Annotated in this window: 10 protein-coding genes; 6 read left to right on the top strand and 4 right to left on the bottom strand. The window is 71.2% G+C overall.

The window, feature by feature from the left end; genetic code table 11:
* Positions 1-5 precede the first annotated feature (5 nt).
* The 5 genes from QUC20_RS12835 (at position 6) to ligD (ending at position 6720) form a co-directional block, all read left to right on the top strand.
* Entirely contained in the window at positions 6-1247 is a 1242-nt protein-coding gene (locus tag QUC20_RS12835) for an ATP-binding protein (RefSeq protein WP_289330130.1), read from the top strand.
* Entirely contained in the window at positions 1240-1899 is a 660-nt protein-coding gene (locus tag QUC20_RS12830) for a LuxR C-terminal-related transcriptional regulator (RefSeq protein WP_289330129.1), read from the top strand. Before QUC20_RS12835 ends, QUC20_RS12830 begins: the two co-directional genes overlap by 8 nt.
* Before the next feature lie 68 nt (positions 1900-1967).
* Positions 1968-4436: an ATP-dependent helicase gene (locus QUC20_RS12825; protein WP_289330128.1), complete on the top strand. Its 2469-nt coding sequence runs from the start codon at positions 1968-1970 to the stop codon at positions 4434-4436.
* Between the two features lie 46 nt (positions 4437-4482).
* Positions 4483-5583, top strand: a complete 1101-nt coding sequence (locus QUC20_RS12820) for an SseB family protein (protein WP_120264573.1) — start codon at positions 4483-4485, stop codon at positions 5581-5583.
* Positions 5584-5688: 105 nt separating this feature from the next.
* Positions 5689-6720: a non-homologous end-joining DNA ligase gene (gene ligD / locus QUC20_RS12815; protein WP_289330127.1), complete on the top strand. Its 1032-nt coding sequence runs from the start codon at positions 5689-5691 to the stop codon at positions 6718-6720.
* 40 nt (positions 6721-6760) lie between these two features.
* Here ligD and QUC20_RS12810 read toward each other — a convergent pair whose 3' ends face one another.
* The 4 genes from QUC20_RS12810 to QUC20_RS12795 form a co-directional block, all read right to left on the bottom strand.
* Positions 6761-8059: a threonine/serine exporter family protein gene (locus QUC20_RS12810; protein ID WP_120264575.1), complete on the bottom strand. Its 1299-nt coding sequence runs from the start codon at positions 8057-8059 to the stop codon at positions 6761-6763.
* 71 nt (positions 8060-8130) lie between these two features.
* Positions 8131-10227: a phosphatase PAP2 family protein gene (locus QUC20_RS12805; protein WP_289330126.1), complete on the bottom strand. Its 2097-nt coding sequence runs from the start codon at positions 10225-10227 to the stop codon at positions 8131-8133.
* Positions 10228-10368: 141 nt separating this feature from the next.
* Positions 10369-11412 carry an ATP-dependent DNA ligase gene (locus QUC20_RS12800; protein WP_289330125.1) on the bottom strand — a complete coding sequence of 348 codons (1044 nt, stop codon included), beginning with the start codon at positions 11410-11412 and terminating at the stop codon, positions 10369-10371.
* A gap of 9 nt (positions 11413-11421) precedes the next feature.
* Entirely contained in the window at positions 11422-12579 is a 1158-nt protein-coding gene (locus QUC20_RS12795; RefSeq protein ID WP_289330124.1) for an AI-2E family transporter, read from the bottom strand.
* A gap of 218 nt (positions 12580-12797) precedes the next feature.
* On the opposite strand from QUC20_RS12795, the gene QUC20_RS12790 reads away from it, so the two are divergent.
* Positions 12798-14669 (top strand): alkaline phosphatase, encoded by a 1872-nt coding sequence (locus QUC20_RS12790; protein WP_289330123.1) that lies wholly within the window; start codon positions 12798-12800, stop codon positions 14667-14669.
* Positions 14670-14715: the final 46 nt, after the last annotated feature.

Raw genomic sequence — 14715 nt, 5'->3', positions numbered from 1 at the left:
TGGCCATGTCCTCCGCTCTCGCGACCCCCGCCGTCCACCCGGGACCGCCGCCGCCGCGACCGGTCGTCGGGCCCCGCACGCGGCCACCGCTGCAGCGCGCTCGCGACAGCGTGGTCTCGGGCGTCAGCGCGGGGCTCGCGCGGCACATCGGCGTCGGCGTCGGCAGCATCCGGGCGCTGTTCATCGTCCTGACGCTCGTCGCAGGAGCCGGTCCGCTCCTGTATCTCTGGCTCTGGGCCATTGTGCCCCGCCGAGCCGGGACGACGTCGCCGACCCGACAGGCGCCGGTCGCCTGGATCCTGGCCGCGGGGGCGATCGCCGCGCTGCCGATTCTGTTCGCGGTTCTCGCCGTCGAGGCCCGCGACGCCTGGATGTCGCGTTCGTTCTCGCCGGTGCTTATCGCGGTCGTCGGGTTCGCGAGCGTTCTCGCCGCGACTGCAGGGTGCTGGGCCGAGCTCGTCGATCGTCGCGACATCGACCGCGGCGGCCGGCATACCGTCATCGTGCGGGCGGTCGCCGCCGGCATCCTGCTCGTGGCGGTCTTCGCGATGCTGCCGCGTGTCGACTCCGATGGCCTCGTGGCGCTTCCGGCACTCGCCTTCCCCGTCGCAGGGCTGCTCGCCCTCGTCGGGGCCGTACTCGCCAGCCGATGGCGCGACCTGTCGGGTGAGCGCGTGCGCCGCATCCGCGAGGAGCAGCGGAGCGCCATGGCGGCGCATCTGCACGACTCGGTCCTGCAGACCCTCGCCCTCATCCAGAACACGGCGGGACCCTCGAGCGAGGCCGCCCGCATCGCCCGGGCCCAGGAGCGCGAGCTGCGCGCCTGGCTCTTCGACGGCGAGCCGCACGCCGACAGCGACCTCGCGACCGACCTGCGCGACTACGCCGCCGCCCTCGAACTCGACTACGCGGTGCGGATCGACGTGGTCTCGGCGGGGCTGTCGGCCGAGCGGGCGAGCGGTGAGCTCGCCGCTGCGGCTCGAGAGGCGATGCTCAACGCCGCGCGGCACGCCGGCGGCGACGTCTCGGTCTACATCGAAGGCGGAGCCCGCGGGGTCGACGTCTACGTGCGCGACCGCGGGCCCGGATTCGAGGTGGCGGCGATCCCGGACGACCGGCTCGGCGTCCGCGAGTCGGTCATCGGCCGGATGCGGCGCGCCGGCGGATCCGCTTCCGTCCGGGCGGCGGCGTCGGGCGGCACCGAGGTCCACCTCCACGTCGGTGGCCAGGGGGACGCACGTGGCTGACGCGCTGCGCGTCGTCATCGTCGACGACCACTCCATCTTCCGGTCGGGGCTCCGGGCCGATCTGTCTTCGGGCATCGCCGTCGTCGGGGAGGCTGCGGACGTCGAGTCCGCCGTCGAGGTCGTCATGCGAACGGAACCCGACGTCGTGCTGCTCGACGTGCATCTGCCCGGCGGATCGGGCGAGGAGCGCGCCGGCGGAGCCGAGGTGATCGCCCGGGCCGTCCCGACCTCGGCTCGTTTCCTGGCGCTGAGCGTGTCGGATGCCGCAGACGACGTCGTCCGCGTCATCCGCGCCGGCGCTCGCGGCTACATCACGAAGGGTTCCTCGGGTGAGGAGGTGAGCCGCGCGGTCGTGGCGGTCGCGGGCGGCGACGCCGTCTTCTCGCCCCGGCTCGCGGGCTTCGTCCTCGATGCATTCGGCGCGGTGGCCGGCGAGACGGCGACCGCGGTCGACGAGCTCGACCGCCTGTCGTCGCGCGAGCAGGAGGTCATGCGTCTCATCGCGCGGGGATACGCCTATAAGGAGGTCGCCGCCGAGCTGTTCATCTCGGTCAAGACCGTCGAGACCCACGTGTCGGCCGTGCTGCGCAAACTCCAGCTCTCGTCGCGGCACGAGCTGACCGCCTGGGCGACCGCGCGGCGCCTGCTCTGAACCTCGCGTCGGCCGGCGATCGCGCGGACCCGACCGGTGTCGGTGGCCGAACGTAGAATCGAGGGGTCATGCCAGAGCCCATCAAGCCCGTCATCGTCGGCTCCGCCGCATCCGTGCGCCCCGGCGCCTCCTCCGGCGAGCGTCCCGACGCCGACCTCCTCGAGGGGCTGAACCCACCCCAGCGCGAAGCGGTGACCTACCGCGGCCCCGCGTTGCTGATCGTCGCGGGCGCCGGGTCGGGCAAGACCCGCGTGCTCACGCACCGCATCGCGTCGCTCCTGCGTGGCCGCGAGGCGTGGCCGAGCCAGATCCTCGCGATCACCTTCACCAACAAGGCCGCCGGCGAGATGCGCGAGCGTGTGCAGCAGCTGATCGGTGACAGCGCGCAGGGCATGTGGATCTCGACCTTCCACTCGGCGTGCGTGCGGATCCTGCGCCGCGAGGCGCAGCAGTTCGGGTTCACCAAGAACTTCACGATCTACGACTCGGGAGACTCGCGCGCGCTCATCAAGCGTCTCGTGAAAGAGCACGAGGCCGATGCCTTCGGGCTCACCCCGGCGGGTGTGCAGAGTCGCATCTCCAAGCTCAAGAACGAGCTCGCCGACGCCGACTCCTATGCGCGCCAGGCAAACATGTCCGACCCCGCAGAGCGCGTGTTCGTCGAGCTCTTCGGCGCCTATCAGTCCGCGCTCCAGCGGGCCAACGCCTTCGACTTCGACGACCTCATCGCCCAGACGGTCTACCTTTTCCGAGCGTTCCCGCACGTCGCCGACGTCTACCGCAAGCGGTTCCGGCACATCCTCGTCGACGAGTACCAAGACACCAACCACGCCCAGTACGCGCTGATCCACGAGCTGACCCGTCCCGTCCAGGGGCAGGGCGGAGACGCGTTCTCGTCGGGCGGCATGATGATCTTCGAACCCGAGTCGGCGCCCGAAGTCGAGGCGGCCTCGCTGACCGTGGTCGGCGACTCCGACCAGTCGATCTACGCCTTCCGCGGCGCCGACATCCGCAACATCACCGAGTTCGAGCGCGACTATCCCGGCGCGAAGGTCGTGCTGCTCGAGCAGAACTACCGCTCGACGCAGAACATCCTCTCGGCCGCGAACGCCGTCATCTCGAACAACTTCGACCGCAAAGACAAGAAGCTCTGGACGGATGTCGGCGCGGGCGACGCGATCGTCGGCTTCACCGGCTACTCGCAGCACGATGAGGCCCAGTTCGTGGCCGACGAGATCGAGGCGCTGCACCGTTCAGCCGTGCCTTACTCGCAGATGGCGGTGTTCTACCGGACGAACTCGCAGTCGCGTGCGCTCGAAGAGATCTTCATCCGCGCGGCGATCCCGTACAAGATCATGGGCGGCACCAAGTTCTACGACCGTGCCGAGATCAAGGATGCCCTGGCATACGTCGTCGCCGTGGCGAACCCCTCCGACGAGCTCGCGGTGCGCCGCATCCTGAACCGGCCGCGGCGCGGCATCGGCGACGTCACCGAGACGTCCATCGCCCGGTACGCCGCCGAGCAGCAGATCACCTTCCGCGACGCGCTCGCCAACGCTTCGGCGCTGGGCGTGGGCCCGAAGATCCAGGCCGCGATCGCGCAGCTCGACGCCGTGCTCGCCGAGGCGTCCGAGATCATGCTGCCGAGCTCGGGCGAGATCGCCCCGCCGACGGCCGTGACCGAGGGCCTGACCGTGCTGCTGAACAAGTCCGGCTACATGGATGCGCTGCGCGCGAGCCGTGACCCGCAGGACGAAGCGCGCCTCGAGAACCTCGACGAGCTGATCGCCGTGACGCGCGAGTTCGCGCGGAACAACCCCGAGGGCACCATCCTCGACTTCCTCACCGAGGTCGCTCTCGTCGCCGACGCGGACGACCTCGACGACGCGTCCGGAACCGTCTCGCTGATGACGATGCACACGGCGAAGGGGCTCGAGTACGACGCCGTGTTCGTCACCGGTGTGGAGGAAGACCTGATCCCGCACCGCATCTCGGCGAACGAGCCCGGTGGGCCGCAGGAGGAGAGGCGATTGTTCTACGTCGCCCTCACCCGTGCCCGCAAACGCCTGCACCTCTCGCTCGCCATGACCCGCGCACAGTTCGGCGAGGTCTCGGCCGCGATGCCGAGTCGGTTCCTGCAGGAGATCCCGCATGACCTGATCGACTGGCGCCAGTCGCCGGGTGACGTGAACTCGCGTGGGGGCATGCAGTCGCGTGCGCTCAACGGGCGGCGGTCGGGCACTTCCGGCGGTGGGTTCGGCGGCTCGGGCAAGCGCTACGGCGACGACCTCGTGCCGCTGCCCCGGCGCGAGAAGAGCAGCGACATCGCGAAGTTCGCCAACCGCATCCCGGCGAAGGTGCGCGACAACGGCGACCTCGAACTCGGGCCCGGCGACCGCATCAAACACGACGACTTCGGCGAAGGGCGGGTCGACGCCGTCACGGGCGAGGGAGCCAAACGCGTCGCACATGTGCGTTTCGATTCGGCCGGCCCGAAGAAGCTGCTCATCAAGATCGCGCCGATCGTCAAGCTGTAACGCAAGCCCCCCGCGCCTCGAGAAGGCGCGGGTTAGGCTCGGAGGCATGGCGATCTTCAAGCGCTCCGCGCGAGACACCACGAGCCAGCCCGCGAACGACGATGAGGTCGGCGCCGCGACCGACGGCGACGTCGCCGCGCAGCCCGTCGACGAGGCCCCGGCTGAGGCCGTGCCCCACGTGGGCATCTCGATGTCGACGTTCGGCGCGCCCGCACCATCCGCCGCTCCGGCTCAGCCCCAGCGGACCGTCACCCGCCCGCCCGCGGAGGCTCCTCTCCGCACCGAGACGGTGACGGGAATGCCCGACAACACCCTGGTGCAGGCGGCGCTCGCGTCGTTGCCGGAGAAGCCGGGCAACGTCGACGTCATGAACGTCATGCGTCAGAGCATGCAGGGCACGATGTACGTCCGCGTGCGCGGCGACGCTCGGGCGCTCACCGCCGAGGGCAAGCCGATCACACTCGCCGTCTCGCAGATCGACGGAGCACGGTTCCTCCTCGCCTTCACGGGCGGCGCGTCGCTGCGCGCGAGCGTCGAGGCCGACGGCGACCGCGACACTTCGGCGTTGGGGCTTCCCGTGGCGAACGTCTTCCGCAACGCGATCGAGGGCCCGTACGAGGGGCTCATCATCGATCACGCCGTGGCCGGCTCGCGCATCGTGCTGCCCGTCCAGCTCATCACCAAGGCGTTCGAAGAGGGTGACCCCGCCTTCACGATCAAGAACCTGCTCGCCGGACCGCGAGGCCCCGAGACCGCCGCCGCCGTCGGCGAAGCTCTCGCGCAGGCGCCGCTGTGGGTGGCCGCCGGGCCTGCGGGCGACGGCGGTCAGCTCGGCCTTGCCGAGTCGCGCACCGCCTCGGGTGAGCGGCGCCTCGAGGTGTACTCGCACCCGCTCGAGGTCCTCGTGCTGCAGCGCGGCGACCGTCCCGTGCCGGTCACCGCGCCGCAGCTCGCTCGCGCGCTCCAGTCCAACCCCGCGCTCAGCGGCGTCATCGTCGACCCGGGCGGCCCTTGGATCCACGTCGACCGGGCCGACCTCGGTCCCGTCCTCGCCCGCGCCGACGAGCCCGACCCCGAGCCTGCCGGCGCCCCGGCAGCACCCGCGGCCTCGGAGCCCTCGGAGCCGTCGGAGCCTTCGGAATCCTGACGCCGTGGCTCTGCTGCAGCCGTCGGCGCTGCGCGCCCCGAGCCGTGCCGGTGTGGACTTGTCCAGGGGGTAGGTCATCGCGCGCCGACGCCCTAGGGTCGGGCCATGGCGAGCGAGCGCATCACCCTGACCGTGCCCGGCCCCGAGGGCGATCGCGAGGTGGGGCTGTCGAGTCCCAACCGCGTGCTGTGGCCCGAGCTCGGCATCACGAAGCACGAGTACGCCGAGTACGCGATCGCCGTCGCCGAGCCGTTCCTGCGCGCGAACGGTCATCGGCCCGTCTCGCTCGAACGCTTCCCCGACACGGTCGACGGGGAACGGTTCTTCTCGAAGAACCCGCCGAAGGGGGCGCCCGACTACGTCGACCAGGTCGTCTGCACATACAACAGCGGGCGACGGCATCCGCAGGTCGTGCTCAACGAAGCCGCCGCGGTCGTCTGGGCCGTGCAGATGAACACCGTCGTGTTCCACCCGTGGGCGTCGCTCGCCGCCGACACGGACGACCCTGTCGAGCTGCGGATCGACCTCGACCCGCAGCCGGGCACGGACTTCGGGGATGCCGCGGCTGTCGCCCCCGCGCTGCGCGAGGTTCTCGCCGAGGCCGGGCTGACGGCGTTCCTCAAGACCAGCGGCAACCGCGGGCTCCATGTGTTCTGCCCCATCGAGCCGGAGCACGAGTTCCTCGACGTCCGGCATGCGGTCATCGCCGCCGCCCGTGAGCTGGAGCGTCGGATGCCCGACCGTGTGACGACGAACTGGTGGAAGGAGGAACGGGGCGAGCGGGTCTTCGTCGACTTCAACCAGGCCAATCGCGATCGCACGATGGCCGGCGCCTACAGTGCGCGCGCTCTGCCGACGGCGACGGTCGCCACCCCGATCACCTGGGACGAGCTGGAGGCCGGCGTCGAGCCGACGGCCTTCACGGTGCGTACGGTGCCGCAGCGGCTCGCTGACATCGGCGACCCCTGGGCCGAGCTGCAGGCCGCGCCCGGCCGTATCGACACGCTGCTGGAATGGTGGCGGCGCGACCTCGACGCCGGGCTGGGCGAGCTGCCATTCCCGCCGGAGTTCCCCAAGATGCCCGGGGAACCGCCGCGCGTGCAGCCGAGCCGTGCTCGAGTTCCCGAGGCCGACTAGCCGATCAGCCGACCAGCCGACCCGCCGGCCCCATCGCCGGTCACGGGGCGGAGGGGCGCTGCCATTCGCGCTCGGTGACCACACGGGCGACGGTCAGGCCGACGGCCAGCGCGACGACGACGAACACCGCGGTGACTCCGTACTGCACCGCGCTGAGGGTGTCTGACTCGATCGTGCCGACGATGGCGCGGTAGGCGGATGCTCCCGGCACCATGATCAGCACGGCGGGAACGGTCAGCGTGATGCGCGGCGCCCGCACGAAGCGTGAGACGGCGAAGGCCCCGAAGCCGACGGCGACGCCGGCGGCCGCGGCCGCGACCGGCTGCATGGTGCCGTGATCGATCATGAGCAGACGGCCCACATTGGCGACCGTGCCGATCGCCGCCGCCGCCAGCGCGATGCGCCACGGAGTCGAGAACAGCAGGGCGAAGCCCATCACACCGATGAACCCCGCGACGAGGCGTCCGAGCGAAAGCAGCGGCTCGGTCAGTTCCGGCGCGGCGACGGCGACGGCGCTCGTCTGGAACACCGCGGCCACGGCCCACACGGCGCATCCCGTCGACAGCAGGACCAGGCATGCGTACACGACGCGGTTCACTCCGGCGTTGAGGTCGAGTCGGGCCAGGTCGAGCGCACCCGTGACGAGGGGGAAACCGGGGACGAGGTACAGCACGGCGCTGGTCAGAGCCGCGCCGTACTGGGGCGATGGCGCGCCGAGCAGCTCGATCAGGTGCGAGACGCCGAGGAAGGCGAGGAGCGCGGCCGAAGCCGACAGGAATACGAGGAGGAACTCGTTGACCTGCAGTCGCGCGCCGCGGATGCGGACGTACTGGCCGAGCGCGACGGCCAGTGCCACGCTCAGGCACTCCGCCCAGCCGCCGTTGTTCAGGAAGGCGAATGCCGTGCAGGCGGCCGCGGCGGCGAGCACCCGCACCGCGGTCGGGTAGCGCGGCGGCATCCGTTCGATGCGGTCGAGCTCGCGCTGCAGCTCGTCGGCGGTCACGCCCGCGGCGACGCGATGAGAGAGGTGCATGACCTCGGCGATCCGTTCGGAGTTGACCACCGGATGCCGCACCTCGGCCACGCGCGTGCGGAAGAGCTGTCCACGCTGGGCGGTGATGACGATGTCGGTCATGCCGACGCGGGACTCCAGACGCTCGAGGCCGAGACCGCGGGCGGTGCGGTCCATCGTGTCGCGCACCCGCGCCGACGACGCCCCCGCCCCGAGCATGAGCGTGCCGAGGCGCAGCACCGCGTCGGTCCGGGCGATGAACCTCAGGGGCTCGAGGTGCAGTTCGGCGGTGCCGTCGGGGACGTCGTCGCGCTGGTCATCCCGCATGGTTCGATCCTCCCACCCGGGACGTGCGCCCGGGTGGGAGGATCTGCCGGACCAATCCGCTCGGGCTGCCGTCAGCGCCGCGCCGGGCGCCGGTGGCGCGAGAGCAGCACGGTGCCGCCGGCCGCGGCCAGCACGACGCCGCCGATCATCATGCCGACCGGTGCTCCCTCACCGCCGGTCCGCGCGATCCGCTCGGCGACGGGGCGCGCCGCGACGCCGGTGCCGGCAGGGGAGCCGTCGGTCCCGCTCCCGGTTCCGCTCCCTGCTCCGGGATCGGCGGGCACGGCAGTACCGGGTGCCTCACCGGGCGTCTCACCGCCGCCTGCGGCAGCCTCGACGAGATAGACGCCGTCGGCTCGGTACTCCAGCGCAGCGTCGAAGCCTGCATCGGCGGCGAAGACCTCGACCGCGTCGAAGCGGGTGTCGGCGGCATGATCGCCGTACGAGATCAGGCGTACCGGAGCGGCCGGGACGCCCCCGGGCAGGTCGACGCGCAGGGTTCCCCCGAGCGTGGCGGTGCCGGCGATCGTGAGCGCCGGTGCATCGTCGTCGACCGACAGCTCGAGCGTGGCGGCATCAGCCTGGGTGTAGTCGCCGCCGACCGCGAGCCCCGAGGTCGCCTCGATCAGCGAACCGCCGGCGATCGTCAGATCTCCCGCGCCGAGGGCGGCGGGCGCGGCGGCCCGAATGATGCCGTCGTCGACGACGGTGCCGCCGGTGTAGGTGTTCTCTCCCGACAGGACGAGCGTGCCCGAGCCGTCCTTGGTCAGCGAGCCCGCACCGTCGATGTCGTTGCGCCACTCGTCCGTCGCCGCGAAGCCGCCGGCAGCGGCATCCATCGTCACCGTCACATCGGTGTCGAAGGCTCCGTATCCGTTCGACGCCTCGAAGAGGTTCAGCCGGCCCCAGCCCTCCGGGTCGTCGAGCACCGCATGGCCCGAGTCGATCGCGGTCGAGTGGAGCACCCAGCGGCGCTGTTCGGCGTCGAGGTAGGGCAGCCGGTGCTCGAGCAACACCTCGGCGCCTGCCGGCACCCGTGCGGCTTGGCCGGTGGCGCCCGTCGCCGGGAGCCCGTACGTCATGCGCTCGCGATACTCCTGCGCGCGGAGGTCGTAATCGTCGTCGGCGGGTGCGCTGCCGGATGCGGTGGTGGGGAGCGTCGCAAGCAGCTCCTGTGCCTGGCCCGACGCAGCGGCGCGCAGCTCGGCATGGGCGGGATCGTTCAGGCTCGCGGCGGCGAGGGCGGTCGCGAGCACACGACCGCCGATCACGTCGAGCGACGAATGCATCCCGGCGACGATCCGGCTGTCGCCGATCTCCGCGGCGTTCGCGATGAGGAGGTCCTGGTACTGCGGTGCCGCGTCGGCGAGGGCGAACGAGGCGAGGTAGGCGGCGTTGGTGTGACCGCTCGGGAAGCCGCCGTCGCTCGCCGCCTCGCTGTCGGGCTTTCGCACCGGCATCAGCGCCGGGACGATGATCGAGTCATCCACCCAGCGGAAGGGGCGCTTGTAGCTGAAGAAGTTCTTCGACGGGTTCGACGAGGCGGAGGGGCCGCGCACCGTGTCGACGAGAGCGACGACCGAACCGAGGTCGGAGTCCGGGTCCGCCCAGCGGCCCGAGGCATTGCCGGCGTCGTCGTAGCGCACCGTCGTGGCATCGGCGGGAATCGTGTCGGGGATCGTGGTGCCGGCGTTCATCGCTGCGCGGAAGGCCGACGCAGCCGGGCCGAGGCCGTCGATGGCGCTGTAGCTCTGGTGGCGGCGATCGAAGACCCACGCGGCGGTCTCATCCGACGCGGTGCGCGACCGCGCGACCTCAACGTTGCGCGCGATGTTGGCGTCGAGCACGGGGGCCCCGGCATCCGTCGCCTGTCCCGTATCCCACGTCGCGCCCGGCTGCCAGAGGTCGAGCATGCCCGCGAGCACCCCGATCGCCGGGTTCGTCTCGGGCGTGGTGTTCGCGGAGCTGTTCGCGGTGTAGACGTCGACGAACGTGCCGTACGGTGCGGCGTGCGGCGCGATCGTGCTCTCGTCGAGCAGGCCGCGATCAGCCGCGTTGGCGGGCGCCGCTGAGCCGAGAGCGAGGGCCGTGATGGCGAACGCCGCCACGGACGCGGAGATGGCCGTCCGGTGCCGGCACGGACCGGGAGCAGGGGAAGTGAGATGCATGCAGCGTCCTTCGAATGCGGGGGGAGAAGCGCGCCCCAGCCCGGGTGGGCGGGGTTGCGGGCGACTCTCGCACGCTAGGAAGCGGTGCGCAACGATCGGTGGCCGAGGCGTGAACGGCGGGTGTCGCACCCGCGTCCGCCGTCAGTCCAGGACGTCGGCCAGATCGTAGGCTGCGACCGTCTCGAGCTGGTCGAAGGTGCACGAACGGGCGTCCCGATCGTTGCGCCACCGCTCGAACTGGACGGTGTGTCGAAACCGCTGCCCCTCGAGCTGGTCGTAGCGCACCTCGAGCACCAGCTCGGGTCGCAGCCGTACGAACGACACGTCCTTCGACGCCGTGAACCGCGACCGGTCGGACTCGCCGGTGACGGCGGCCCCCGCGGCATCCCGCTCCACGAGCGGCGCGAGCTCGTCGATCAGTTCGCGCCGTCGCTTGTCGCTCCAGGCCGAGACGCCGCCGACCCCGTGCAGCTCGCCGTCGTCGCCGTAGAGGCCGACGAGCAGCGACCCGACACCGGTGCCGGACTTGTGGATGCGGTATCCGATCGCGACGACGTCTGCCGTGCGGGCGTGCTTGATCTTGAGCATCGTCCGCTTGCCGGGCGCGTAGGGCTGATCGTTGGGCTTGGCGACGACTCCGTCGAGGCCCGCACCCTCGAACTCAGCCAGCCAGCGTCGGGCGGTGTCGACGTCGTCGGTCGTCCGCGTGACGTGGATCGGATCGGGCACGGCTCGCAGCAGTTCGACGAGCTCGCTGCGGCGCTGCGAGAACGGCTCGGCCTGCAGGCCGCGGTCGCCGCGGGCGAGAAGGTCGAACGCGATGAACATCGCCGGCGTCTGCTCGCTGAGCAGGGCGACGCGGGACGCTGCCGGGTGGATGCGCTGAGACAGCGCCTCCCACTGCAGCCGGCGGCCGCTCGCCGTGTCGGTGGCCACGACGATCTCGCCGTCGAGCAGACACGGCTCGGGAAGCAGGCGCGAGAAGGCGTCGACGAGCTCGGGGAAGTAGCGGGTGAGGGGTTTGGACCCGCGACTGCCGATCTCGACGTTCTCGCCGTCCCACGAGACGATCGCGCGGAACCCGTCCCACTTCGGCTCGAACGACAGCCCCGCGGCGTATCGGCTCGGATCCGGGATCGCGGCCACGGCCTTCGCCAGCATCGGTGCGGGGATGTCGTACGTCATCGGGTCGCCTCAGGCCTGCAGCTGCTCGCGGGGCTTCGGCCGGGCCCAGCGGGCCGGCAGGTCCGGTCCGTCCCACACCTGCACGATGCCCCACACGACGGCGGTGATCGGCACGGCGAGCAGCGTTCCCAGGATGCCTCCGATCGCGGTGCCGGCGGTCAGGGCGACGAGCACGACGAACGAGTGCAGCTTCATCGTGCGGCCCATGAGCACGGGCTGCAGGAAGTTGCCCTCGAGCTGGTTGACGAGCACCACCGCCCCGACGACGAGCACCGCGTTGAGCGGACCGTTCGCGACGAGCGCGACGAGGGCGGCCAGGATGCCGGCGAGCGTCGCACCCACGATCGGGATGAAGGCCAGGAGGAAGACGAGGACCGCGAGGGGGAGGGCCAGCGGCACCTGGAGCACGAGCAGGGCGATGAAGATGCCGGCTGCATCGACGAAAGCGACGGCGGCGGTGCCGCGGATGTACGAGCCGAGCACGACGACCGTCTTGTCGCCGATGCGACGAGCGCGCTGCTCTTTCGAGCCGCGGAACGGGCGCAGGAGGAACGCCCACATGCGGGGTCCGTCCTTGAGGAAGAAGAAGAGGATGACCACGAGCAGCACCGCACCCGTGATGAAGGTCGCCACGGCACTCACGCCCGCGATGGCGCCGGAGCCGAACTGGGCGCTCGTGACGAAGTCGCCGAGGGCACCCAGCCATTCGTCGATCTGCTTCTGGTCGATCGAGAAGGGGAGCGTCTGCGCCCACGCGATGAGCTGCTGGAAGCCCTCCTCGGCCTGCGAATACAGGTCGTCCCACTGGTCGCGGACGGCCCAGACGATCAGCCACGACAGACCGGTCAGCAGGACCACGATCGTGAGCAGGGTGATGATCGTCGCGAGCAGCGACGGCACGCCGTGGCGCCGCATCCAGCTCATGGCGGGAGCGAACGCGCACGCGAAGATGAGCGCGAGGATCAGCGGGATCGCGACGACGGACACCTGCCGCAGGACGTAGACGATGCCGATGGCGAGGATCACCAGGACGATGATCTGCACCCCGCGGATAGCGAGCCGGCCGAATCCGTCGGCCCACAGCCCCGTGGGCGGCCGTTCGGCATCGCGATCGATGGCATCCGCCAGCACGGTCTCAGGCCGTGGGCTCCGTCGGAACAGACTCATGACGACGACGGTAGCGGACGGCGACGACGATGACCCGGGGTTGCGTTCGTGGGGCACGTGCGACAGTGCCGGGCTGCGGCGGTCACCTCCGCGGCTGCTCTCGTTCACCGTCGCGTCGCCGGGAGGTCGCCGCGCGGCCACCCCCGCCGACGACCGTGGAGGTGCCGCCCGCAACGCGGCGGCTTTCGCACCCCCCCCAGATACGAAAGAGGATCTCCATGCACCGGAGAGCGCACACGCGCGCCTGCACCCTGACCGCGGCGAGCGTCGTCGCCGGTCTCGTTCTCGCGTCGGCCCCGGCCGTCGTCGCGAGCGCAGCCGATGCCGACGCGGCATCCGTTCCGAAGAACGTCATCCTGATGATCTCGGATGGCGCGGGCTACAACCAGTTCGACGCCGCGAGTCTGTACGAGCATGGCACGAGCGCGCATCAGGTCACCGTCGATCCCGGGACCGGAGCGATCGCGCACGGGGTGGCAACGCCCGGTCAGGTCTACGAGACCTGGCCCGTCCAGGTCGCCCAGTCGCACTACTCGGCATCGGGCCGGGCGGAGTACGTCACCGAGAAGGCATGGGGAGACTTCGGCTGGGTCGCTTCTGGCGCCACCGACTCCGCCGCAGCGGGCACGGCGCTCGGAACCGGTGTGAAGACGAACAACGGGACCCTCGGCTTCGAGCCCGGCGGCGATCGCCTGCTCACCGTGGGCGAGCAGGCGCAGGAGGTGGGCAAGAAGGTCGGGCTCGTCACCTCCGTGCCCTTCAACCACGCCACTCCCGCGGGCTTCATCGCCCACAACGCCGACCGCAACGACTACCAGGGCCTCGCGACCGAGATGATCGACAGCGGCGTGGACGTCCTCATGGGTGGCGGTCACCCGATGTACACCGACGCCCACGAGCCTCGTCCGGCCGATTGGACATGGATCGCGCAGACCGACTACGAGCGCCTCTCGACCGGAGCGACGCCCTTCAGCTTCATCGACGACAAGGCCGACTTCGAAGCTCTCGCCGCCGGAACCGCCACTCCCGACAAGGTGTTCGGTCTCGCGCAGGTCGCCGAGACCCTGCAGTACAACCGCCCCGGACTGGCGAACGACGCCGCGCCGCCGTACACCGATCCGGCTAACGACGTGCCCGACCTCGACACCCTCGCCCGCGGGGCGCTGAACGTTCTCGACACGGGTGACGAGGGCTTCTTCCTCATGGTCGAGGGCGGCGCGGTCGACTGGGCCGGCCATGCGAACCAGACCACCCGCCTCATCGAGGAGCAGATCGCCTTCAACGACGCCGTCGAGGCCGTCGAGTCGTGGGTCGAGGAGAACAGCAGCTGGGACGAGACGCTCGTCGTCGTCACCGCCGACCATGAGACCGGCTATCTCGCCGGTGCAGGGTCCGGGCCGGAGACCGGGTGGACGCCGATGACGGGAACGGCGGGGCAGCTCCCCGACCTGACGTGGCACTCGGGCGGACACACGAACGCGCTCGTCCCGCTCTTCGCCAAGGGTGCCGGGGCTGAAGCGCTCGAAGCGCGGGCCGACCAGTGGGATGTCGTCCGCGGCGCCTATCTCGACAACACCGCGATCGGCGAGACCATCTTCGACTTCCTCGGGCACGGGGAACGGAGCTCGGCCGATGCCGTCGCACTCGAGGCCGCCATCTCGGGCCAGCCGGCGGACGGTGCGCTCAGCCTCAGCGTCGCCGGACACGGCGAGCGCGTCGCGTTCGGCGGCTCCGGGGCGAAGCTGGATGCGACGATGCCGCTCGTGACGGTCGCCGACACGCGCAACGAGGTCCGCGCCCAGGGACGCGGCTGGACACTCGCGGGATCGGCGACGGACTTCGTGGCCGGCAATCGCACGCTGGCGGCGGAGAACCTCGCGTGGGCGCCGCGCATCGTCCGGTCCGAGTCGGGCGCCGCCGCGGGCGGCCGGGCGACGCTCGACTCGCCTGCGACGCTCGCCGCCGCCGACCGGACGTCGCGTGTGGGAACGACGGTGGTCGGCGCCGATCTGGATCTGACGGTTCCCGCACACGCTGCCGGCGGCCGTTACGGCAGCGAGATCACGCTCACCCTGTTCGCGCAGGACTGACCGGTCCACGCGACATCGATGCATCGGCGGGGGCGGGCTTCGGCCC

Origin of the sequence: Microbacterium arborescens (assembly GCF_030369635.1) — a bacterium.
Lineage (GTDB): Bacteria > Actinomycetota > Actinomycetes > Actinomycetales > Microbacteriaceae > Microbacterium.
This window is presented reverse-complemented; position numbering and strand designations above follow the sequence as displayed.

Coding starts and splice junctions, on each gene's coding strand:
- QUC20_RS12810 (WP_120264575.1), bottom strand. CDS start 8,059: ATGCGGGATGACCAGCGCGACGACGTCCCCGACGGCACCGCCGAACTG.
- ligD (WP_289330127.1), top strand. CDS start 5,689: ATGGCGAGCGAGCGCATCACCCTGACCGTGCCCGGCCCCGAGGGCGAT.
- QUC20_RS12800 (WP_289330125.1), bottom strand. CDS start 11,412: ATGACGTACGACATCCCCGCACCGATGCTGGCGAAGGCCGTGGCCGCG.
- QUC20_RS12835 (WP_289330130.1), top strand. CDS start 6: ATGTCCTCCGCTCTCGCGACCCCCGCCGTCCACCCGGGACCGCCGCCG.
- QUC20_RS12805 (WP_289330126.1), bottom strand. CDS start 10,227: ATGCATCTCACTTCCCCTGCTCCCGGTCCGTGCCGGCACCGGACGGCC.
- QUC20_RS12790 (WP_289330123.1), top strand. CDS start 12,798: ATGCACCGGAGAGCGCACACGCGCGCCTGCACCCTGACCGCGGCGAGC.
- QUC20_RS12820 (WP_120264573.1), top strand. CDS start 4,483: ATGGCGATCTTCAAGCGCTCCGCGCGAGACACCACGAGCCAGCCCGCG.
- QUC20_RS12795 (WP_289330124.1), bottom strand. CDS start 12,579: ATGAGTCTGTTCCGACGGAGCCCACGGCCTGAGACCGTGCTGGCGGAT.
- QUC20_RS12825 (WP_289330128.1), top strand. CDS start 1,968: ATGCCAGAGCCCATCAAGCCCGTCATCGTCGGCTCCGCCGCATCCGTG.